At 44.3% G+C, this 21,511-nt stretch carries 21 protein-coding genes; 9 read left to right on the forward strand and 12 right to left on the reverse strand.

What is annotated here, in order from left to right:
* Positions 1-97 precede the first annotated feature (97 nt).
* The 4 genes from HYN43_RS28390 to HYN43_RS28405 all read left to right on the forward strand — a co-directional run bounded on the left by HYN43_RS28390 (position 98) and on the right by HYN43_RS28405 (position 5,739).
* Positions 98-1,129 (forward strand): sensor histidine kinase, encoded by a 1,032-nt coding sequence (locus HYN43_RS28390; RefSeq protein WP_119407203.1) that lies wholly within the window; start codon positions 98-100, stop codon positions 1,127-1,129.
* Positions 1,126-1,830: a LytR/AlgR family response regulator transcription factor gene (locus HYN43_RS28395; protein WP_245447060.1), complete on the forward strand. Its 705-nt coding sequence runs from the start codon at positions 1,126-1,128 to the stop codon at positions 1,828-1,830. Before HYN43_RS28390 ends, HYN43_RS28395 begins: the two co-directional genes overlap by 4 nt.
* Before the next feature lie 280 nt (positions 1,831-2,110).
* Entirely contained in the window at positions 2,111-4,930 is a 2,820-nt protein-coding gene (locus HYN43_RS28400) for a TonB-dependent receptor (protein ID WP_119407205.1), read from the forward strand.
* On the forward strand, positions 4,921-5,739 hold the full coding sequence (locus HYN43_RS28405) for a DUF4249 domain-containing protein (protein WP_119407206.1): 819 nt from the start codon (positions 4,921-4,923) through the stop codon (positions 5,737-5,739). Before HYN43_RS28400 ends, HYN43_RS28405 begins: the two co-directional genes overlap by 10 nt.
* A gap of 374 nt (positions 5,740-6,113) precedes the next feature.
* Here the strand turns inward: HYN43_RS28405 and HYN43_RS28410 are convergent, their stop codons facing one another.
* Genes HYN43_RS28410 through HYN43_RS28435 form a run of 7 tightly spaced genes read right to left on the reverse strand, consistent with a single transcriptional unit; the run spans position 6,114 to position 11,283 of the window.
* Positions 6,114-8,213 (reverse strand): putative porin, encoded by a 2,100-nt coding sequence (locus HYN43_RS28410; RefSeq protein WP_245447062.1) that lies wholly within the window; start codon positions 8,211-8,213, stop codon positions 6,114-6,116.
* Positions 8,213-9,028 carry a purine-nucleoside phosphorylase gene (locus HYN43_RS28415; protein WP_119407207.1) on the reverse strand — a complete coding sequence of 272 codons (816 nt, stop codon included), beginning with the start codon at positions 9,026-9,028 and terminating at the stop codon, positions 8,213-8,215. Before HYN43_RS28415 ends, HYN43_RS28410 begins: the two co-directional genes overlap by 1 nt.
* Positions 9,012-10,055 carry a tetraacyldisaccharide 4'-kinase gene (gene lpxK / locus HYN43_RS28420; RefSeq protein WP_119407208.1) on the reverse strand — a complete coding sequence of 348 codons (1,044 nt, stop codon included), beginning with the start codon at positions 10,053-10,055 and terminating at the stop codon, positions 9,012-9,014. The genes HYN43_RS28415 and lpxK overlap by 17 nt, the downstream gene beginning before the upstream one ends.
* Positions 10,056-10,079: 24 nt before the next feature.
* On the reverse strand, positions 10,080-10,403 hold the full coding sequence (locus HYN43_RS28425) for a DUF5615 family PIN-like protein (protein ID WP_119407209.1): 324 nt from the start codon (positions 10,401-10,403) through the stop codon (positions 10,080-10,082).
* Positions 10,387-10,626, reverse strand: a complete 240-nt coding sequence (locus HYN43_RS28430) for a DUF433 domain-containing protein (RefSeq protein ID WP_119407210.1) — start codon at positions 10,624-10,626, stop codon at positions 10,387-10,389. Before HYN43_RS28430 ends, HYN43_RS28425 begins: the two co-directional genes overlap by 17 nt.
* A gap of 18 nt (positions 10,627-10,644) precedes the next feature.
* Positions 10,645-10,794: a hypothetical protein gene (locus HYN43_RS30555; RefSeq protein WP_162996666.1), complete on the reverse strand. Its 150-nt coding sequence runs from the start codon at positions 10,792-10,794 to the stop codon at positions 10,645-10,647.
* 33 nt (positions 10,795-10,827) lie between these two features.
* Positions 10,828-11,283, reverse strand: coding sequence for a hypothetical protein (locus HYN43_RS28435; RefSeq protein ID WP_119407211.1), 456 nt, complete (start codon positions 11,281-11,283; stop codon positions 10,828-10,830).
* A 106-nt stretch (positions 11,284-11,389) separates the two neighbouring features.
* Between HYN43_RS28435 and HYN43_RS28440 the strand changes: the two genes are divergently transcribed.
* The 4 genes from HYN43_RS28440 (at position 11,390) to HYN43_RS28455 (ending at position 16,007) form a co-directional block, all read left to right on the forward strand.
* Positions 11,390-12,301 (forward strand): serine hydrolase, encoded by a 912-nt coding sequence (locus tag HYN43_RS28440; protein WP_119409167.1) that lies wholly within the window; start codon positions 11,390-11,392, stop codon positions 12,299-12,301.
* A gap of 150 nt (positions 12,302-12,451) precedes the next feature.
* The gene (locus HYN43_RS28445; protein ID WP_162996667.1) at positions 12,452-14,815 is read left to right on the forward strand and encodes a TonB-dependent receptor; all 2,364 of its coding nucleotides are present in this window, start codon (positions 12,452-12,454) and stop codon (positions 14,813-14,815) included.
* A 168-nt stretch (positions 14,816-14,983) separates the two neighbouring features.
* Positions 14,984-15,421 carry a peptidylprolyl isomerase gene (locus HYN43_RS28450; protein ID WP_119407213.1) on the forward strand — a complete coding sequence of 146 codons (438 nt, stop codon included), beginning with the start codon at positions 14,984-14,986 and terminating at the stop codon, positions 15,419-15,421.
* Positions 15,422-15,500: 79 nt separating this feature from the next.
* On the forward strand, positions 15,501-16,007 hold the full coding sequence (locus HYN43_RS28455) for a DUF5606 family protein (protein ID WP_119407214.1): 507 nt from the start codon (positions 15,501-15,503) through the stop codon (positions 16,005-16,007).
* Positions 16,008-16,185: 178 nt separating this feature from the next.
* Here HYN43_RS28455 and HYN43_RS28460 read toward each other — a convergent pair whose 3' ends face one another.
* From HYN43_RS28460 to rlmH, 5 genes are all read right to left on the reverse strand, one after another.
* Positions 16,186-16,899, reverse strand: a complete 714-nt coding sequence (locus HYN43_RS28460; protein WP_119407215.1) for a hypothetical protein — start codon at positions 16,897-16,899, stop codon at positions 16,186-16,188.
* Positions 16,900-16,985: 86 nt separating this feature from the next.
* Complete coding sequence (locus HYN43_RS28465) at positions 16,986-17,393, reverse strand: Dabb family protein (RefSeq protein WP_119407216.1); 408 nt, start codon at positions 17,391-17,393, stop codon at positions 16,986-16,988.
* A gap of 62 nt (positions 17,394-17,455) precedes the next feature.
* Entirely contained in the window at positions 17,456-17,746 is a 291-nt protein-coding gene (locus HYN43_RS28470; protein WP_119407217.1) for a hypothetical protein, read from the reverse strand.
* 58 nt (positions 17,747-17,804) lie between these two features.
* Positions 17,805-18,743, reverse strand: coding sequence for a cation diffusion facilitator family transporter (locus HYN43_RS28475; protein WP_119407218.1), 939 nt, complete (start codon positions 18,741-18,743; stop codon positions 17,805-17,807).
* Positions 18,744-18,920: 177 nt separating this feature from the next.
* A complete protein-coding gene (gene rlmH, locus HYN43_RS28480) occupies positions 18,921-19,394 on the reverse strand; it encodes a 23S rRNA (pseudouridine(1915)-N(3))-methyltransferase RlmH (protein WP_119407219.1) in 474 nt (157 codons plus the stop codon).
* 64 nt (positions 19,395-19,458) lie between these two features.
* Here rlmH and HYN43_RS28485 point away from each other — a divergent pair, with 64 nt between their 5' ends.
* Positions 19,459-21,270 carry a MutS-related protein gene (locus tag HYN43_RS28485; RefSeq protein WP_119407220.1) on the forward strand — a complete coding sequence of 604 codons (1,812 nt, stop codon included), beginning with the start codon at positions 19,459-19,461 and terminating at the stop codon, positions 21,268-21,270.
* Positions 21,271-21,511 lie beyond the last annotated feature (241 nt).

The raw sequence follows: 21,511 nt of genomic DNA on the forward strand, positions 1-21,511 counted from the left end.
GTTTTCTTACTGCAGATATTTTATTTTCGTCGGCACATTTGGCCCGCTCGTCTATTACATTAAATGCGGGTTTAAAATGGGATTACCTTAGCATGATATGTTTGTACGCATAAAGCCGGCATTGATTATCGAAATATGTATCCATCTGTTGTTTTGGGCTTTGATCATATTTATCCCCATTATTTCAAGACCGGATATGCGCGGTTTTCCGCAGGCATTTTTCTCAACCGGGCACATTGTAAGGTTTAACCTTGTTTTGGCAGCCGAGTTTTATCTGAATGCATTTGTTTTGATTCCCAGGGTGTTGAAAAAGAACATTGGCCTTTATTTTTTGCTGCTGCTGGGTTCGTTCGTGGTATTTAATCTCATCCTGTTTTACACCCGCCCGTTTTTTCCGGAGCCGCGATTTCCGGGCATGCCCCCACACCGGCCCCCGGGACATTTTTTGGTGATATTTCCGCTGTTATCCATAACTGCCGGCAGTTTTGCCTACCATTACCTGGCCGATCAATTTAAGATCATCAACAAAAAAAAGGACATTGATAACGCCTCGCTTATTTCTGAGCTGGCTTTTTTACGCTCGCAGATCAGTCCGCATTTTATTTTTAATGTGATTAACAGCGCGGTGGCACTTTCGCGCTTAAACCCGAAGGCTGTAGAACCTACGCTGATCCAGCTTTCCAAGCTGCTGCGTTATATGCTTTATGTAACGGATGAGGAAAAGGTGACCTTATATCAAAAAGAAGATTACCTGCGCAGCTATATCGAACTACAGCAACTCCGCTTCCGCGATCAGGTAAAGATCAGCTTCAGCTCGGAGATCAAAGCCCCCGAAAAATCGATCGAGCCTATGCTGCTGATTCCCTTTGTTGAAAATGCTTTTAAGCATGGCACAGGCGATATTGAAGCCCCAGGCATAGCCGTAACTTTATTTGCCGATGATAAAAACCTGCGCTTCAGTGTGCAAAACGTTTACAACCCGGTTGAGACGGATAAAGACCCTGCATCGGGCATTGGTTTGGCTAATGTGAAACGGCGACTGGAGTTGTTATATCCCGGTAAACACAATTTATATATCAACAAAAACGAGCAGGCCTATATAGTGATGCTGCAACTGGAACTGAAATGATGAGATGTTTGATACTTGATGATGAGCCCCTGGCGCTCGACCTGCTGGAAGATAACCTGAAACATGTGAATACCATACAAATAGTTGCCCGTTGCCGTAATGCAGGCGAAGCAATACTGGCGATGCAAAACGAGCAGATAGACCTGATATTCAGTGATATTTATATGCCGGGGATTAACGGTTTGCAATTTATCCGCAGCCTTACGCAAAAGCCCATGGTGATATTTGTTACCGCTTATGAAAAATTTGCGGTTGAAGGTTTTGAGCTTGATGTGGTTGATTACCTGGTAAAGCCGGTGCCTTTAGACAGGTTTTTAAAAGCCTGCCATAAAGCTTTGGATTTATACGAGTTACGCCGCAGCTATGTACCGCAGCAAACCACCAAAAACTACTTCTTTTTGCATGCCGACTATAATTTGGTGAAAATCAACTTCGACCAGGTTGAGTACATCGAAGGCTTAAAGGACTATATCAAAGTGCACCTCATTAATCAGCAAAAGCCGGTACTGTCACGCATCAGCCTTAAAGCTATTGAATTGCAATTACCCGCCGATCAGTTTTTTAGGGTACATAAATCATACTTGGTTAACCTTGATCATGTATCACAAATGCGCAGGGCACGGATTAAGCTGGTTAATACGGAGATTCCCTTGAGCGATGGATATAGGGATGTGATTAACAGGATGATTGGGAAGGTGTGAGGATAGACCCAAATAAGTAACGCCGCCGCTCGGCTCCTGCCGAGTGGCAACTATTACACGGCCTCCGGCCGCCGAAGCTGTACCGTGCATGGAGTAGCAGGCCAGAGGCCTGGGAATAATAGCCACTCGGCCCGAGCCAAGCGGCTGCCGATGAATAAACCATCAATCCCACCCACTACACAATCCCACCATTTATCTACACAAACCCTAAGCTCGTCGATTTTATTTCAGGAGCGTTAAAATAGGCTGCAATTTCGGTGCTGAAGAAATAGTGCCCCGAATGAAGAAACTTTCCTTACTGTTAATTACTACCCTTGTTTTTTGTGCCGGAGCCGTGCAGGCACAGCAAACACAAAAAAAATTAAAGAAAATTGTTGTTAATCACTTTTTCTCCTGCCCGCTGGATGAACTGTTGGATACCCTGGCCCTCAACTACCAGGTACGCATTGTTTTTGAACGGGCTCCTTTGCACGAGATGGATGTGGTTGAGCACTTTTTTGAAGAGCCGCTTAAAGACGTTATTGCCAAAGTGTGCGACGAGAACAGTCTGCATTACTGGATAGAATCTACCGGGACAATTTATATACTGCAAAACACCGATGATCTGGCCCGCCTGCAAAAAATGAACAAGCTGGCATTGCAGGCGGCCAATACCGGGATAAAGGCCAAAGAGATTGAAGCGCCTAAAGCCAAACCCAAACATTTTTTGGTGAATGTGAATGGTAGGGTGATCGATCAGCAAACGGGCGAATCCTTGCCCTCGGCCTCGGTAAAGATCAGGGGGACGGATTTGAGTACCATGACCAACTCTGATGGTTATTTTACTTTGTTCCGCGTTCCATCAGATACATCGGTGGTTGAGGTATCCTACACGGGTTTTCAAACCGATTATTTCAGGCTGAGCAGCGAGAAACTGAACTCGCCTTTAATTTGCGGTTTGTTCCCCTCGCTTAACAGTTTGAACGAGGTTACCATCACCGGCAAAAAAAGCGGTGTAATGAATACCGATAGCAGGCAGGTTGGCGTACTACAGCTTTCGCCTGCCAACCTGGATAAGCTGCCAACCATGGGCGATAAGGATATCTTAAGGGCTTTTCAGTTAATGCCGGGCGTAGCGGGTACCAACGAATCGTCATCAGGAGCTTATGTGCGCGGGGGTACGCCCGATCAGAATTTGGTGGTGCTGGATGGCTTTACCATTTACCAGGTTGATCACCTGTATGGCTTTTTCAGTGCTTTTAATGCCAGCGCCGTTAAAGATGTGCAGATGTATAAGGGCGGTTTTACCTCCAAATATGGCGGCAGGCTCTCGAGCGTTACCGAGATCAACGGTAAAGAAGGCAACAAAAACGAAACCAATATCGGTACCGATTTGAGCTTGCTGAGTGCGAGCGGTTACCTCGAAACGCCACTATCCGATAAATCGACCTTGTTGCTGGCCGTAAGGCGTTCATACCAGGGACCGTTTTATAATAAGATCTTTAACCAGTTTAATCAAACTTCAACCACGCAGAGTGGCGCACCGGGCGGCGGCTTTGGCGGCCGGGGTGGTGGTTTTGGTGGTGGCGGTTTTGCTAACCAGATTACCCCAAGCTCGTATTTTTATGATTTTGATGCTAAATACACCTACAATATCAGCCAAAAGGATAAAGTATCATGGAGTTTATACACCGGTACCGATAAAACGGATAACAGTCGTGATTTAGGTTTGCCTTCCTTCCTGTCATCAGGCAGCAGCGGTATCAGCATTGTTGATTATACCAAATACGGCAACCTTGGCAGCAGCATCAAATGGTTCAGGCAGTGGAATAAAAAGCTGTACTCAAACAATTATATCACTTACTCATCCTACTTTAATGATAGGAACCGCAGCTCGTCGGGCTTTTCGCAAATCGACACCAATGGTATAGCCCATACCCTGAGTAACGGTACCCTCGAAACCAATAACCTGAAGGATGTGGGCTACAAATCTGAATGGGAGTGGACTGCCAGCAATAAGTACAAACTGCTTTTCGGTGGCTTTGCCAACTACAAAAAAATAGATTATGAGTATACCCAAAACGATACCGGCAAACTCATCAATCAACATAACAACGCTATGCTGGCAGGTGTTTATACCGAACTGGCCATCGACCCGAATAACAAATTTCATATTCAGCCCGGATTGCGCGCGTCATACTTTGGCCCTACATCAAAACCCTACTTCGAGCCGCGACTTTCAGCCAGTTACAACCTTACAGATAAGATCACATTTAAAGGTGCAACCGGGCAGTTTTACCAATTCGAGAACCAGGTGATACGGCAGGATGTGTTGGGAGGCAACCGCAACTTCTGGGTATTATCAAACAACAGCAATATCCCGGTAAGCCAGGCCCGGCATTTTATATTAGGTGCCAGTTATGAAAATGATGGTTTTTTGTTTAGCGTGGAAGGTTATTATAAAACACTTGATGGACTTACTCAATATACCGTGCAGCAAACACGCCCGGCAGGTGCAGGCGGCGGCGGCTTCATGAGCTTTAATCAAAACCAGACGCAAACCGTTGAAGAGAAATTTTACGAGGGTACGGGCCGAACAAAAGGGATAGAGTTGTTGGTGCAAAAAAAATTAGGTCGTTATACGGGCTGGGTCAGCTATACGCTTGCCAACGCGCAAAACAAATTTTCGGCCTACGGTGATAACTATTACGATGCCGACCAGGATGTACGCCACGAGTTTAAATCCATCAACATGTACCATTACCAGCGGTGGAACTTCGCGGCCACCTTCCTGTTCAGTACAGGGCACCCGTACACCGCGCCTTTATCAACCTATACGGTTAAAACTGTGGATGGCAACGCCATTACCTACATCAACCTCAGCGATAAAAATGCCGAGCGTTTACCGGCCTATCACAGGCTTGATCTTTCGGCCTCGTACGATCTGTTAAAAATAGACGGGAAAAAAGTAGGCTCGATAGGTTTCTCGCTGTTTAATGTTTATAACCACGTTAACTCCTGGTATCGCGAGTACCAGCTGCAAAATAACCAGGTGATCACCACCAATGTTAACTACCTCGGCTTTACGCCTAACCTAACTTTAAGTTTAAGATGGAAATAAAAACACATACACATACACGATATATATTAGGCGCGCTTGCGGCAGGTTTTATGCTGATGACCGCAGCCTGCAAAAAAAACAGTGCAGATATAAACGCGGTGAATAAACCGGTGGTTGAAGCGTACCTGGTTGCCGGGCAGCCGCTATCGCTGAAAGTTTATCAACAAAAGGATTTGACGGATACGGCAACTTACGGTGTAGCCTTAACAGGGCTTAGTATTAATGTTAGTAATGGAAGCCAAACGGTTAAACTCACCGAAGGTGCAGGCGGTACCTATACCTACAGTGATGCTGCCTTTATAACTGCCGGTAAAACTTACACTATGCAGTTTAATTATAATAACGCCACAGTAAGCGCATCAACCCTGATGCCGGGCAAGCCGGCGGGCTTTAAATTAACCGACAGCGTATTTCACGAACCTAATATCATCGACCCGGCTTATAACGATAAGGTGCTGCAAACCGTTACCTGGAGCAATCCTGATTCGCTGCAGCATATCCTGCTTTTTAAAAACCTGGATAGTAATCCTTTCGAAATTATTGCTGTACGCAGTAACAGAAAACCCAGTTTTGAGATCAATACCGAAAGGACAGCGATCTATAACATCACCCAAAACACGTTTAAATATTACGGGCATTACCAGGTGATATTGCTGAGGGTTAATGACGAGTATATTAACATACTCAGCAGTAATACCCGCGGCAGCTCACAAAATTTGGTAAACACACCCACCAATGTAGTTAACGGTTTGGGCATTTTTACGGCCATGCAGGCTGATACCTTGAATTTGAGGGTAACTACGCAGTAATTGCCTGAATCAGAATTTGCAGAATTTGAAAATTAACAGAATGACTGTCCCTTTGATTTCGAGAGCGGATTTCAGATTTCGGATTTTGTCTGAATCAGAATTTGAGAATTAGCAGGATACCTGTCCCTTTGATTTCGAGAGCGGATTTTTGATTTCGGATTTTGTCTGAATCAGAATTTACAGAATTTGAGAATTAGCAGAATACCTGTCCCTTTGATTTCGAGAGTGGATTTTAGATTTCGGATTTTGTCTAAATCAGAATTTGCAGAATTTTAGATTTAGCGAAATGTATCTTTTCCCAAACACCTTTCTTACGATTACATTCTGTACATTCTAAAATTCTGTAAATTCTGATTCAGACAACTCTCATTGTATCAATTATAAAACGTCCAGGCTACGCCAAATTTTAACACGGCGTCCTGCTGTGGGTAGCGATTAACGGTGTAATAACCTTTACTCCAGGCACCCTGGTTAACATAATCGTACGATACAAACAGGTTGGTGCGCTGCAGCGTGGCCTTAAAGAAAAGGCCAAATATAGGGTATGATGAAAATGTAACATTAGCACCGTTATAAAACTGGCCTAATCCGGGCGCGAACGATGGTGCCACATATTCGGTATTATATCTTCCGTTTACACCAAAGCTTGAGTGCAGTACATTAAACAGCAAACGGTTAAGGTACAAGCTGCTGTAGGCATAAACTTCGGGCGTGCGCAGGGTGTTTTGATAATCTGTTTTTTGATATACCACATAGTTATCAAAATGCAGACTGTGGTAAGTGAAGTTTTTACCCAAACTTATTTTAAGCAGGTTGATGGAGTTATTTAGCTGCGCCGGACGCGCATCGGTACCGCCGGGCTGGGCCGCAAAGTACAGGTAGTTATTAACCAAAAAGTACTCGGCCTTTAAATCAATCTGCAAGGCATCGTTAATATAATTGAATGATGCGCTGGTGGTTTTCTGGTTGCTGAAATTGTTATGAAAAACGTAGTGGTTCGAGATCCAGTTGTTGTAAACCAATGGCGGCGAGCTGTTTTGTGAGTAAGCCTCCAAAACAATTTTGCCTGTTTTATTTCCGCCGGCAAGGGTTAGTTTGGCATCATAAAAATAGTTGCCAAAATCGCGCCCCTGGGCAATCTGCCTGAAATCGGCATCAAGGGCAATCCTGTCGCTAAAGCGGTAGCCCAGTTTAGCTTTCAGGGTAATATCCTGAAATGTATTGTGCTGTACCCTATCCTGGTGCACATACTTCACACCATACTCGTTCATGGTGGTATCGCTTACATACTGGTTGTAGGTATAAAAATCATGCACCAGGCCCAAATCTAACTTCAGTTCGTTTTTAACAAACTTTACAGATTTGCTGCGGAGATAAAAACTGTACGAAAATTCGTTCTGGATATGCGTTACCGTTGTTGAATCGCGCGAGCGGTTGCTGCTGTAAAAGTAATCGGGAAAAACATTATAGGTATCCACACCGCTTTGCTTGTATAGGTATCTGCTGTTTTGAATATGCAGGGTGTGGGCCACGCGCTGGGTGGGCAAAATTTTCGAATCAGTTTTTCCTTTACTTAGGCTGTCAATCCGGCCCAGGTAGTAAAACTGTTTAATGTAAAGGCCCTGTTCATTCCAGTTTTCGTAGCTGTAGGGCAGGCGCACCTGCGCCCTGTCTTTCGAGAATGAATTACTTACAACTTTTGATGTAAAAACGGTATCGTTAAGAATGCCGCCGGTTTCCGGCGCTTTCAGGTTGTTGAACAGCAGGTTGGCCAGCAGGTTGTAGCGCTTGTTTTTTGATTCGTACCAGGTAAAGATGGAGGCATTCAAATCGCTCACATTTTGGCCCAGTACGTTATTAAAACTGTAAAACCCCTTCGAGCCGTTAAAGTTAAGATTGAAGCCGATGTTCCAGTTGGGTTTGATATTTTGCGTATGCAAAACGTTAAACAACTGTACCGACGAGCCGCCGAATGCGTTATACAAGGTAAGCTTGGTATAAGGCACCCTGGTATTAAAGTAACTGATATCCTGAGGTTTCAGGGCATAAATATCCAGCGAATGTAAACCGAGATCAAACCCAATGGTTTTATTAGGTTCGAACAATAAAGGCCGCTGTGCCAAGCCAACATTACCCAGGTGAATGCGGGGGCTGCGGGGATCAATAAGCGGGCTGTAGATTTCAAAATGGGTGATACCGGTATCCAGCGGAAACATTTGCGTGCTGTCGTTAAGCAGGCGTTCGTTGGTTATGCGTACAAATTTGGAGCTGAATACCACCGAATCTTTTTTGTTTTCCTCTTTACGGCGAAGGCTATCCAGCAGCTGGTCGTCGGTTAGTTGCTTTTCCTGGCGGCGGGCGGTATCGCGCGTGGGCAGGTTGCGCGGGTTTTGGCGGTTATTATACTGCGCAAAAACCGATTGTACCGAAAGGCACATCAGCAATAAAAAAAAGTATCTGAGCTTTTGAAGCATTAATTACCGGCTATCAGTTCTTTAAGTATCTGGGTCATTTTTGGTTCGGCTTCCTGCGCTATGGCAATAATCTCTTCAAGCGTTATCGGCTTCAATACTTCAGGAAAGCCCTCGTCGGTTAATACCGAAATGGCAAATACCGGGATGCCCATGTGGTTGGCCACAATCACTTCGGGCACGGTGCTCATGCCTACCGCATCGCCGCCAATAATGCGCAGGTATTTGTATTCGGCACGGGTTTCTAAATTAGGGCCGGTTACCGCAACGTAAACGCCTTTGTGGCAGGTAATATTATTTTTTTGTGCGATAGATAAACCTTTTTCAATCATATCATGACGGTAAGGCTCGCTCATATCCGGAAACCGCGGACCAAGCTCTTCATAATTGCGCCCCACCAGCGGGTTTTGCGGCTGTAGGTTAATATGATCTTCGATGATCATCAGATCGCCTTTTTTAAACTCCGGGTTTAATGATCCGCTGGCGTTTGATACGTACAGGGTTTTAATGCCCAGGTATTTCATCACCCTAACCGGGAAGGTGATCTGCTGCATATTGTAGCCCTCGTAATAATGCAAACGGCCCTGCATGGCCACCACCTTTTTACCGGCCAGTGTACCAAAAATAAGTTTACCCGAATGGAACTCTAAGGTAGAGATAGGAAAATCAGGTATGTTTGAATACATCAGCTGTTTTTCTACCTCAATTTCCTTTACCAGGCCACCCAGGCCGGTACCAAGAATTATACCCACTTCGGGTTCAAAATCGCCGATACGGTTTTTGATGTACCGGGCGGTGCCTTCAATATTGTCTAACATAGTTTTGTATTAGTCCGTCAAATTGTTGTTGCCCCTTGTTTAAAAAACTGATGCCTATTGGCAGCACCCAAACGGGTAGTTTTTTCACTTCGGCAAGCAGGTCCTGTTCCCCTAAACGCTGTGCATCCTTTTCTGTTGTGATGATCACTTTTTTTTGTGCAGGGCAGGCCGCAAATTCATCGGCAAGTTTACTGATATTTTTTAAGCTAAAGCGGTGATGATCCGGATAATTGTGATGGATGATGTGCCTTGTTTGCTTTTTCAGGTGCGCCAATAAAGGTGCCGGATTGGCAATGCCGGTTAGCAGGAATACCGTTGTTGCATCATCAATTGTTTCATTGATGATTTGACCCGCCATGTTTTGCAGCGGCAGGTAAGTTATCGATGTAAAAAATAACGATTGATGCGGGTACGGCCTGATGCGTTTAATAACCCGCCCCTGCTCCAGATCGGTAAGTGCTGAGGGACATTTGCTGATGATGATTGCATCGGCCCTTTTACGCCCGGCAAAAGGTTCGCGCAGGTTACCGGCCGGCAGCAGCCAATGCGGTTCGTTAACCCGGCTGTAATCAAAAAGTAAAATGCTTAGTCCGGGTTTAAGCGCGCGGTGCTGGTAGGCATCATCTAAAATAATAACTTCATGATTATCCTTTAGTTGTTCAACGCCATTAACCCGCTTTTCACAAACAGCCACATCAACATTCGGAAATTTGTGTTTGAACTGAGCCGGCTCGTCGCCGATATCTGACGCTTTGCTTTGTGTCGATGCCATTAAAAAACCTTTGGTTGATCGGCCGTAGCCTCGGCTTAGGGTGGCTATTTTGTGGGATGATTTTAATAACCGGATGAGATACTCGGTCATGGGGCTTTTGCCCGCACCGCCTACATCAAGGTTGCCTACTACGATGATTGGCATATCGAAGCCGGTGCTTTTAAATATTCCCTTATCGTAAAACCGGTTGCGGATAAGCACAACAAGACCGTACAGCAGGGAAAAAGGGAGTAAAAGCCGGCGGAGGTATTTCATATTATTAGCCTGTAAAGATAGGTGTTATAAGCTAATGATAGTTGGGCCAGCGGGGATGCCTTTTTTCAGATGATCTTTTATTTGTGGTACAAGTTTAACCAATACGGCGTGGGTATTAATTGGAGCAATTAACACAAATACAGCGATAGTGTATTTGTTAAAATTTTGTTGATGCTGTAGATTTTTATCAAAAGTTAACAGCGCATCGAAGTTTTCTTTTAGAAGGAGTTTTAACAGTTCGCCATTCTTTACACCGTTCCAACCTTTGTCGGTAACGGTATAAATCTCATGTTCAGGAAAATCAGTTTTTAACTTTTTAGGCAGATTTTCATCAAGCAACAGCTTCATAAAGTTTGGTAATATCTTTTGAAGACATAAGTTTGCTGGCGATATCCAATAAGCCGATAGCTTGTTCTTTTTTTACCGATGGAAAATCATCAAGAAATTCATCAAGTGATACCCCCGCTTCGAGGTGATCAAAAAGAGTATCGACCGGCACACGCGTGCCTACAAAAACCGGCTTTCCTCCTAAGATATCCGGATCTATATTTATTACTTTTTGGATGTCCATGATGTTTTTTTTAGTTCGCTATTTATTAATCTCCCTACGGGCTTGTTTTATGGCAGCAATTTGATCAGCTGAAAAAACAGGTGCTGCGAGTAGAAATGCCTTTAGTTCTGCTAAATCATCGGCTTTTGTACTTGCGGCGTTGTGAACGTCTTTTTTTTCATCTGCCATACTCAAATTTACAAAATATTTAACGCAACATCATCACATAACCACCCCAAACTGCTTTAAATGATGCGTAAAATGCTTACCATGCCAAATGATCCACTCATAATAATTTAAGGGGCCGAAACCACCGTGAATAACTTTAACATCATTGGTAGTAAAATACCTGTCGAACGCGTCCAGCTCTTTCATGAGCTGGTTAATGGCTGTTTCCAGGTCGGGATAGGTTAAGGCATCGGGTAGTTGTTCTAAAACTATGTTATGCGGAATTTCAGAATCGGTATAAATGCCCCTTTGCTTGCGGCCTTCTGTATTTTCGTGCGGGCCATCCCAGCTTGGTATTTTGGTGCCGTTGGTGTACTGCACCTGGTCGATAAGATGTTCGATCATTTGCTGGGGTTTCATTTTTCCCCAAAGCGGCTGGGCTAATGGATCGAGCATCAGCAGCATGCGGTATAGTACCCGGCGGTTGGTGATATCAACAAACTGGTTCATGTATAACAGATATGGTGCGAATATAAACTCATTGGTTTAAGCTCGTCGCGAATGAATTGTCTTTTATGATAAAATGATTATTTTCATTTTTTTAAGATCATCCGCCATGATAAAACAAACACTCACTTTCCTGTTGCTATTGCTGTCGGCCGCAGCTTTTTCACAAACCGATAACAAGCTCGCAGTCAAATTACAGGATGTTGTTAAGGGCTTCCATGGGCAGGTCGGCATCTACGTACAAAACCTCAAAACCGGCAAAACCGTGGAGATCAATGCGGATACCCTTTTTCCGACCGCCAGCATGATTAAAGTAAGCATCCAATGCGGCGTAATGGATAAAATTGAAAAAGGTGAACTGCAATACAACCAAAAACTGGTTTACCGCGATTCATTACTGTATGCAGGCGAAGACCTGTTGGGCTCATTTAAAGATAAAGATACCGTGCAGCTAAGTAAAGTGGCCATGCTGATGATTACCATGAGCGATAATACCGCCAGCCTGTGGTTGCAAAAACTGGTTGGCGGCCAGTACATTAACAACTGGCTCGATCAAAACGGTTTTAAGGTAATGCGGGTAAACTCGCGGGTTGCAGGTAGGGAAGCTGTCCGTAAAATTTATGGCTGGGGCGTGAGCACCCCGCGCGAGATGTGCCGTTTGTTTACCATGATCCGTGAGGGTAAGGCCGTGAGCGCCGCCGCCAGCGAACGCATGTACCGCAACATGGGTCGTATTTATTGGGACGAGCATGCGTTATCACAAATTCCGCCGTATGTGCATACGATATCCAAGCAGGGTGCTGTTGATGAATCGCGCTCCGAAACGGTTTTGGTGAACGCGCCGCATGGCGATTATGTGTTTTCAGTAATTACCAATCATAATACTGATACCAGTTGGACGCCCAATAACGAAGCCGGGCTGCTCATTAAAAAAGTATCGGCATTGTTATGGCATTATTTTGAGCCGGGCGATAAATGGCAACCGGCAGACGGGGTGGATAAATTTATGCTGAATGAATAACAGGATTAACCTTCTTTAACTTCATTCATCATCAAACGATAAAATTTTAAGTAATATTTATGCGGGATAGGTGTTAATTGTAAGGCATTTGCTATTATTGGGCAATCGATTACGATGTGTTAATTGTACACATTAAACCACACCTATTTTATGCGTAAATTATTTACTTTTTTACTTTTACTGATCACCGCCCTCAAAGCCCAAAGCCAAACTACGGGCGATTTACCGGGCACCGTTACCGACATTCATGGCCAACCCATAGCCGGGGCAACGGTTTACCTGCTTAATACCAATTACAGCACCAGCGCCGATAAAAACGGTAATTTTACATTGCGCCATATCAGCACCGGTAAATACACCCTGCATATCAGCGCGGTGGGTTATGCTGCCAAAAATATCCCGGTAAATATGATAGGCACGGCACGCCCCATAACTTTCCAGCTTAATGATGCCGGTAACCAGTTAGATGAGGTTACGGTATCTGCCCAAAAAGTTGAAGAGCAGGCACAGCGGGTACCATTCAGCATCTCCACCCTATCGGCCAGGCAAATTCAGAATTACCGCCTTTGGGATTTGAAGGATCTTACTGCCATTGTACCTAACTTAAACTCCGGTGCTCCGGGCGATGGCCGTACAGTTACCGGTATGCGTGGTATAGTTACTACCTCGTACGATCCTGCCGTGGCAACTTATATTGATGGGGTTAACCAGTACGGTTTGGATACCTACATCCCGGCGCTTTTAGATGTGGATAGGATAGAGGTTTTACGTGGTCCGCAGGGAACATTGTATGGCCGTAATGCTACCGGCGGCGTTATTAATGTGATCACCAAACAGCCATCAAACGCAGTAAGCGGTTTTGCAGGTATCGATATCGGCAATTTTAACCAGCAGCGTTATACCTTAGGAATCAAAGCGCCTCTGGTAAAAGATAAATTGTATTTAGGTGTTGCCGGGATTTATTCGGGTTTTAATGGTTTTTATACCAACACGTTTAACAATACCCATTTTGATAAGCAGCACTTCTTTTTAGGTAACTATTACCTTAAGTTTTTAGCTACTTCAAAACTGGCTTTCACCCTCAACGTAAAAAATTACAATAACCGCAATAACGGCGCTTTCACGCTGGCAGGTTCACCCGATGAAGCATTGGAACACCCTTTCCAGGTTAACCAGAACGCTACTACCCGGATGATCGATAATACCTTCCAATCGTCATTAACGGCTAATTACAGCGGCAGCGATTTTAACTTTACTTCGCAAACCTCTTACCAGGTTAATAACCGTTACTATAGCACACCTATTGATGGCGACTTTTCGCCTATCGATGCGGTATCTATCGTAAACAACTACGGCGACAAATGGAATAAAGTAAAAACCACCATCCAGGAGTTTAGGTTTACCTCGCCTGCCTCATCAACTTCAAAACTGAAATGGGCTGCCGGTACTTATGGCTTTTACCACTACGCCCCTAACCGCCAGGGTACCTACTTCGGTGCAGACGCAGCTGCTGTTGGCTCGCCTATGACCAACTTTACCAGCATCAACACCAATACCGACAGGAACTACGGCATAGCCGTTTACGGCCAGGCTACCTATGCTGTTACCGAACAGTTTGATATCACCGCCGGTTTACGTTACGATTACGAGCATAAAAAAGAAAGCATCCTGGGCGAATTTCAGCCCGATGGGGCCGATGCTATCGTTACCCGCTCGGATACATCGTCAACAGCGCATTACAAAGCCTTTACACCAAAGCTGAGTTTAGCCTATCATCTATCGGCACACAATAACCTTTTTGCTTCTTACAGCCGGGGCTTTCGTGCCGGGGGCATTACGGAGTTAGGTTCTGATCCAGTATCAACGCCGCCATTATATTCGTTTAAACCGGAGTACAGCAACAATTATGAGATCGGTTCGAAGAATGATTTCCTGGATAATCGCCTGCGCGTGAACTTAACCGCGTTTTATACCCGTGTAACTGATGCTCAGGTGCCAACCTTGATATTGCCTGATGCCATCACAATCACCAAAAACGCGGGTAAACTAAGTAGCAAAGGTGTTGAGGCCGAAATTAATGCCACGCCGGTAAAAGGCCTTGAAATTGATTGTAATTTTGGCTACACCCACGCCCGCTACACAACCTTAGTTGTAGGCAGCAACGGCGAAGAGGTGAATTTAAAAGGCAACAAACAAATTTATACGCCTAACATTACCAGTATGCTGGCCCTGCAATACGGCTATAATCTGGGCGGCCCGCTAAAAACCAAGCTGATTGCCCGCGGCGAATGGCGTTACCTTGGCGATCAGTATTTTGATCTGGCTAACCAGATTGAACAAAGGCATTACAGCAAGTTCAACGCCCGTGTAGGCGTTAGTACCAAAAGGTTCGGTTTATTTTTCTGGGAAAGCAATATCGCCAACAAAAAATATATTGATTATGCCTATGATTTTGGCGCAACGCATTTAGGTAACCCGCGTACTTATGGGGTGTCGCTGAATACTTCTTTCTAATCAGAAATATTATCACACTTTTCAAAGGCTGTATAAATCTTCGGTTTATACAGCCTTTGTGGTTAAAACGGTGTTGGCGATCACCTCGATTTTTTTTACAATCAGCCCTTTACCGCTTTCATTCGTATTTATTACCTTTGCCAACTGTTTTCATAAAAAACAAATAAAATGAGCAAAGCAATTATCAAAACCGAAAAAGGCGACATGACCGTTGAGTTTTACGATCAGGATGCCCCAAATACCGTTGCTAATTTTAAAAAATTAGCAAAATCAAACTTTTATGATAATGTGATCTTTCACCGCGTTATCCCTAATTTCATGATCCAGGGTGGCGATCCAACCGGTACCGGTGCCGGTGGTCCGGGTTACAAAATTGATTGCGAGCTTACAGGCAACAACCAATACCATGATCGTGGTGTGCTTTCTATGGCACATGCTGGCCGTAACACAGGTGGTTCACAATTCTTTATTTGCCATAACCGTGCAAACACTGCCCACCTTGATCGTAACCACACCGTATTTGGTAAAGTGATTGAAAATGTTGACGTTGTTGACGCTATCCGTCAGGGCGATAAGATATTGGGTATCGAAGTTATAGAAGATTAAGTGAATGGTTGATTATGTGAGTGGTTGAATGGTTTTAACCACTTAACCATTCACCCAATCAACCCAATCAACATAAAACATGAATTTACAGGGAATAGTATCCGTATCGGGCAAGCCGGGTTTATGGAGAGCATTGGCGCAAAACAAAACCGGTTACGTACTGGAAAGTTTAGACGCACAAAAAACAAAACTGATCGCCAACCTGTCAACAGCTAAATTAGCTGCTTTGGCCGAGATCACCATTTTTGGTGTTGATGACGACATCAGGTTAACAGATGTATTGGAGCGCATGAAATCGGCAGCTAACATCCCCGATGTTAAAGCTGATGGGAAAGCATTACGCACCTTCTTTTACGAAGTAGCGCCCGATCATGATGAAGAGAAAGTTTACTCATCAGATATTAAAAAAGTAATAACCTGGTTTAACATCCTGAAACCGCTGCCACTTTTTGATGAAGCCGATCCAACACAGGCACCAGCACCTGTAGCAGAGGAACCGGTTGCAGAAGCAGTAGCAGTTGAGCCGGAAGCAGAGCCAGCCGCACCAAAGCCAAAAGCTAAAAAAGCAACAAAAAAAGCCGAATAATATTCGGCTTTTTTTGTTTAGCATATTCTCTATCGTCATGCCGAACTTTTTTCGGCAACCCACAGGACAGGTAAACGCATTGTTAGCACAATTGCTTAGCAAGTGGGATGTTGAAACGAGTTCAACATGACCGTAGTGTTATTATACCTCTGACAGGTAAATAGCTCTCAAAATCGCTTTACTCCGTATCCGTATAAGCATCTCCCCCAATAAAAATCATGGTATTTGTAGCGTGCGCAGGAGAACCGGTTGCTCCCAACGCGAATGATTTCCTAATCACTTTGCTACCATAATTCAACTCGATAGTATTACCGTATATTTTATAGGTGCCGCCGTTGGCTGTCTTTTTCCAGGCCGTTGCTCCGGGTGTCATCACCCCGCCGTTTGAGCCTTCGGTGAAGTGGGTAGCATCGATGAAATTGATCTTGTTGATGACCAGGGCGTTGGTGCCATTTCCGTAATCGCCGCCGCTTACTTTTTCATAACCTTTTTTCAGTTTAATAGCCCCGGTATATGGATAAGCCGGGAACCAGTTACCCGCCCCCAATTTATAATCGTGCGTTTTGCCGGAGTTGTTAGTAAGATAAAACGTATCACCTGTTTTTTTCCACGTACCCCAGGCTTTTGGTCGACTGCTTTTAGCAGCGCCTACATTCAATGTTTCAACGGGTTCATCGCCAACATCAAAATATTCGCCATTTTTAAACAGTACAACAGGTTCAAAAGAGATGGCTGCCGGATAACCGCTCACCGCCCTGAAATACCAGCCTTCAACAGCACGAGCAGCTGTTATTGATTTGTGATGAGCGCTGCCATTTTTGGTTTTAGCGGCGCTTAAATGTAATGCGAAGCCCAAAACGGCAAGGCAAATTGCCAGGTGTTTAACTTTCATATCATTTAATGTTTTGGTTAACTGTATTAATTAACTCAAACATTAATGATTTGGTTTGATGTATTTGATTAAGCTTCTGTTAATGCTTAGGCATCCACCGCATCATAAACAATAACCTTTTCCCAAAGGTGACTGCAGTTTTTAATAAACTCAAGGTGAATAGGGTGACTTTGATAAGTAGCCTGCCCGGCCAGATCGCTAAAAAACATCAACTCAGATACAGCCCACGAGTTATCAACCACCTCGCGTTTTTCAGTACTGGCTACAATGCCCACACGCAGTTTACGCACAGTTTCAATTTTGGCAAGGCTTTTAACACCGGCTACCAGTTTATCCCGGTCTTCAACCGAGCCGGGGTTTTTAAGCCAGAAAAATACGTGGTGAACTATCGGCCATTCTTCTTTTTGGGCATTCAATGATATTGCCGAGGCAGAAACGGTGCCTGCCGCTAAAGCTGCAGAAGTTGCTATAAATTTTCTTCGGGTTGATTTCATAACAGGAAATAATTGGCTATTAAGGTAACAAGAAAATTTGATTTACCTTCAATACTATCATATCAGAAGATATCCAAAATATAAACCAGGAAAATCAGCGGCAAAACATTCAAAAACACCATCAAACCTATGTTTTGGTCTTCGGGCTTCCGCTTTGAGTAATAACCCTTCAGGTATCCAGCAAAAATGATGTAATAAACAAAGGGAAGGGCAAATATCGCAGCCAAAAGCTTCCCCGCCGGACCAATTAATTGCCCCCAGCCCAATATTACGGGCCATGCTATCATTCCTATTACCTCCAGAATGGCGATAATAAAAAGCACGTTTAAGGTTTTGGTTTTCGCTTTGCTCATTTAAGGTAATTGCTTACCATAAATATAGGTAAATGAAGCTATTTAATAAAATATAAGGTTATAAACACTCCGGTTGCTTACATTCCTCTTCGCTAAACTCAGGCTCAAAAGTACAATGGGTGATTTCCAAATGCTCCATGCGGTGGCGCAAATCGTGTTTAATATCATCAAACTTAGCCATAGCCTCGGGCTTGATAAGCAGATGTGCGGTAAGGGCGTTTTCGGTAGTGCTTAAAGCCCAAACGTGGATATGGTGTGCGTTAATCACGCCATCGCATTTCGTCAGCTCGGCACGGATTTTTTCGATGTCCATTTCGGCGGGTACGCCGTCCATTTCTAAACGTAAGCTGGCTGTTAACAAGCTCCAGGTGCCGCGAAGGATCACAAAACCGATAATCAGGCTAACTAAACTATCAATCCAGTACAGATTAGTAAAATAGATGATAACTCCCGATAAAACCACACCCAGCGAAACTATGGCATCAACAGCCATGTGCAGATACGCGCCCTTCACATTCAGGTCGGTATCTTTATCTTTTACAAATAACCAGGCGGTAAAACCATTAATGGCAATGCCGATAAAAGCCACCCATGCCATGGTTCCGCCCGAGACCACTTCGGGATTCATGAAACGCATCACGGCCTCGTAAATAATAAAACCCACCGCCACAAACAGTATCACCGCGTTAAAAAACGATACAATGATGGTTGAACGCTTGTAGCCATAAGTATATTGGCTGTTGGCATTTACTTTAGATAATTTAAAGGCCAGCAAGGCAAGCGCCAGCGAAGCAACATCGCTCAGGTTGTGGCCCGCATCGGTTAACAACGATAAGGAGTGGGTAAAGAAACCCGTAGCTGCCTCAACAACCACAAATACCGAGTTAAGCACAATGCCCCATATAAAAGCCGAATTTAAATGATCCAGCTTGGGCACATGGTCATGATGATGATGCCCATGCCCGTGCGAATGTGAATGATCGTGACCTGCTGACATTTAGCAAAGGTAGGGAAAGATGTGCAGATATGCAGATGTGCTAATGTGCAGATTCATGGATTGTTCATGTTGTCTGAACTCGAATTTGGGTGAATTAAAGAATTATCAGAATGCCTGGCAAATTCGAAAAATTCTAATAATTCCCCCAAAGTCGAGTTCAGACAAACAAATCAACGGTCATTCATGATGATACGGCTCACCTTTCATAATGGTATAAGCCCTGTACAGCTGCTCCACAAAAAACAACCTCACCATCTGGTGCGAGAATGTCATTTTTGATAGGGAGATCTTATCATTAGCCCTTTGATAAACCGAATTATCAAAACCATAAGGCCCGCCAATAATAAACACAAGGTTTGCCGAGGTGGTTACTTCCTTTTTATTAATGTAGGCAGCAAATTGCGTTGAAGTATACTCGCTTCCCTTTTCATCCATCAAAATCACAAAATCAAGCGGGGTTATTTTTTTCAGGATCAGCTCGGCTTCTTTGGCTTTTTGCTGCTCGGGGCTTAAGGCTTTGGTGTTTTTTAGCTCGGGAATTTCGGCAAGCTCCAGTTTGGTATAATGTTTCAGGCGCTTTACATATTTATCTATGCCTTCTTTCAGGTAGGCATCTTCGGTTTTACCAACGGTAAGGAACGTGATCTTCATATCTCAAACAAATAAACGTTTATTTAAAATATATGTGTTTATTTAGGTCGATTTTTATCTGCAAATGGAACAAACTATTATAACCGACTATACCCAACGAGCCGCCGCAGCAGCTGCCGAAGCCTCCAAATATAAAAAACTGGCCAATACCTATTCCCTGTTTCGCCTCTGCGTTTTTTTAATGGTTGGGGTGAGCATCGCCATCGCCATACATTTTGATGACTTCAGCATTATAGCTGTAGCCTGTGTTTTGCTGGTGCTTGCTTTTGCCTGGCTGGTGGCCCGTCAAAGCCGTTTCGAAAAACAAAAACAATACTATGATGACCTGCAGCGCATAAACGAAAACGAGATCGCCAGTATCCAAACCCACGCTAATATTTACTTAGATGGAGCCCGCTACGCGGATGAAAAACATTTTTACACTTCCGATCTCGATATTTACGGCAAAGCCTCCCTCTATCAGCTCATTAACCGTTCAGCCACCACACCCGGCAGCGATAAACTGGCGGCATGGCTCAATGCTCCGGCTGATAAAAACACAGCGCTGCAGCGCCAGGAAGCAGTAAAAGAGATAGCCGCCAAAAACAGCTGGAAACTTGATCTGCAAACACGCCTGGTATTCGCCGTAAAACAGGATACCGATCAGCTTAAAAACCTGTTTAAATACCTGCGTATCCCTTTGAATATGCCGGGCGAAAAATGGCTAAGCAGTTATGCCAAAATTGCCCCTTACCTGTTTACTGCCTTGTTGATAGCAGCCTGTTTTTATGGCCCTGCGAAACCGGCTGCAATTGCGGTGGGGCTTTTCAATATGGGGATGGTATTTTCAAAGGCTGCCTACATTCGCAAAGCCGATCTGATCGCCGGAAAAATAGGCAGTACATTAACCAATTACGCCGAAGCCTTTCAATGTATTGAAGAGCAACAATGGCAGGCTGCCTACAACAACGCATTGGCACAGCAGCTCAAAACCAATAAAACATCAGCCAAAATAAAAGAACTGGCCGAGCTGATCAACAAGCTCAACTATCACCTTAACCTTATTGTTGGCTTTGCCCTCAACCTGTTTTTTTTGTGGGATATCCGCCAGATCATCGCCATCGAAAACTGGAAACGCCAAAACCAGGAAAGCCTTGAAACCGCTTTTGACGTGATTGCTGAATTTGAAGCTTTGATGAGCTTAAGCAGCCTCGCGGTTAATTACCCCGACTGGTGTTTCCCGGTTATTGACGATCGCGAAGGTTATACCTTGAGCGCTAAAGCTATTGCCCACCCGCTCATCAATCCCGCCAAACGCATAGAAAATGATTATGACCTGGAGAATACCTTTAAGGTAGATATCATCACCGGATCCAACATGGCCGGCAAAAGCACATTCTTACGTACAATCGGTATCAACACCGTATTAGCCCTGAGCGGTGCGCCGGTTTGCGCGCAAAGCATGCAGGTGTCGGTAATCACCATTATCAGCTATATGCGTATTAAGGATTCACTGAACGAAAGCACATCAACCTTTAAAGCGGAGCTCGATAGGTTGCAGATGCTGCTTACCGCGGTTCAAAATCACCCTAAAATATTTTTCCTGATTGATGAAATGCTGCGTGGCACCAACTCGGTTGATAAATACCTCGGCTCAAAAGCGGTGATCGAGCAGTTAATCAGCAAAAAAGCCGTAGGTATGGTGGCCACGCATGATTTGCAGATAGCGCAGCTTGAAACCAAATACCCTGATTACGTACGCAATTTTTACTTCGATATCCAGGTAGTGAACGGCGAAATGTTGTTTGATTATAAGATTAAGCATGGGGAGTGTAAAACATTTAATGCTTCGCTGTTATTGAAGCAGATTGGGATTGAGGTGAACCATGACGCTTAAGATTGTCTGAACCGGGATTTGGGGGGATTTTTTTGATTTTCGGGATTTTTTTTGTCTGAATCAGAATTTACAGAATTATAGGATTTTCAGAATTCACGGACCGCGAATAATTCTGTTAATTTTCAAATTCTGTAAATTCTGATTCCGACGATATCCTGTGCGTCCCCCCAAATCTCGGTTCAGAAAAAAAGCCGGAAGCATCACGCTCCCGGCTTTCTCTTTTATCCTCTCCTGATTCTTT

This window comes from Mucilaginibacter celer (assembly GCF_003576455.2).
GTDB lineage: Bacteria > Bacteroidota > Bacteroidia > Sphingobacteriales > Sphingobacteriaceae > Mucilaginibacter > Mucilaginibacter celer.

Coding starts and splice junctions, on each gene's coding strand:
- HYN43_RS28395 (WP_245447060.1), top strand. CDS start 1,126: ATGATGAGATGTTTGATACTTGATGATGAGCCCCTGGCGCTCGACCTG.
- HYN43_RS28455 (WP_119407214.1), top strand. CDS start 15,501: ATGAATTTACAGGGAATAGTATCCGTATCGGGCAAGCCGGGTTTATGG.
- HYN43_RS28450 (WP_119407213.1), top strand. CDS start 14,984: ATGAGCAAAGCAATTATCAAAACCGAAAAAGGCGACATGACCGTTGAG.
- HYN43_RS28425 (WP_119407209.1), bottom strand. CDS start 10,403: ATGAAGCTGTTGCTTGATGAAAATCTGCCTAAAAAGTTAAAAACTGAT.
- HYN43_RS28470 (WP_119407217.1), bottom strand. CDS start 17,746: ATGAGCAAAGCGAAAACCAAAACCTTAAACGTGCTTTTTATTATCGCC.
- HYN43_RS28465 (WP_119407216.1), bottom strand. CDS start 17,393: ATGAAATCAACCCGAAGAAAATTTATAGCAACTTCTGCAGCTTTAGCG.
- HYN43_RS28415 (WP_119407207.1), bottom strand. CDS start 9,028: ATGTTAGACAATATTGAAGGCACCGCCCGGTACATCAAAAACCGTATC.
- HYN43_RS28460 (WP_119407215.1), bottom strand. CDS start 16,899: ATGAAAGTTAAACACCTGGCAATTTGCCTTGCCGTTTTGGGCTTCGCA.
- HYN43_RS28405 (WP_119407206.1), top strand. CDS start 4,921: ATGGAAATAAAAACACATACACATACACGATATATATTAGGCGCGCTT.
- HYN43_RS30555 (WP_162996666.1), bottom strand. CDS start 10,794: ATGGCAGATGAAAAAAAAGACGTTCACAACGCCGCAAGTACAAAAGCC.
- HYN43_RS28485 (WP_119407220.1), top strand. CDS start 19,459: ATGGAACAAACTATTATAACCGACTATACCCAACGAGCCGCCGCAGCA.
- HYN43_RS28440 (WP_119409167.1), top strand. CDS start 11,390: ATGATAAAACAAACACTCACTTTCCTGTTGCTATTGCTGTCGGCCGCA.
- HYN43_RS28390 (WP_119407203.1), top strand. CDS start 98: ATGTTTGTACGCATAAAGCCGGCATTGATTATCGAAATATGTATCCAT.
- HYN43_RS28435 (WP_119407211.1), bottom strand. CDS start 11,283: ATGAACCAGTTTGTTGATATCACCAACCGCCGGGTACTATACCGCATG.
- rlmH (WP_119407219.1), bottom strand. CDS start 19,394: ATGAAGATCACGTTCCTTACCGTTGGTAAAACCGAAGATGCCTACCTG.
- HYN43_RS28445 (WP_162996667.1), top strand. CDS start 12,452: ATGCGTAAATTATTTACTTTTTTACTTTTACTGATCACCGCCCTCAAA.
- HYN43_RS28475 (WP_119407218.1), bottom strand. CDS start 18,743: ATGTCAGCAGGTCACGATCATTCACATTCGCACGGGCATGGGCATCAT.
- HYN43_RS28400 (WP_119407205.1), top strand. CDS start 2,111: ATGAAGAAACTTTCCTTACTGTTAATTACTACCCTTGTTTTTTGTGCC.
- lpxK (WP_119407208.1), bottom strand. CDS start 10,055: ATGAAATACCTCCGCCGGCTTTTACTCCCTTTTTCCCTGCTGTACGGT.
- HYN43_RS28410 (WP_245447062.1), bottom strand. CDS start 8,213: ATGCTTCAAAAGCTCAGATACTTTTTTTTATTGCTGATGTGCCTTTCG.
- HYN43_RS28430 (WP_119407210.1), bottom strand. CDS start 10,626: ATGGACATCCAAAAAGTAATAAATATAGATCCGGATATCTTAGGAGGA.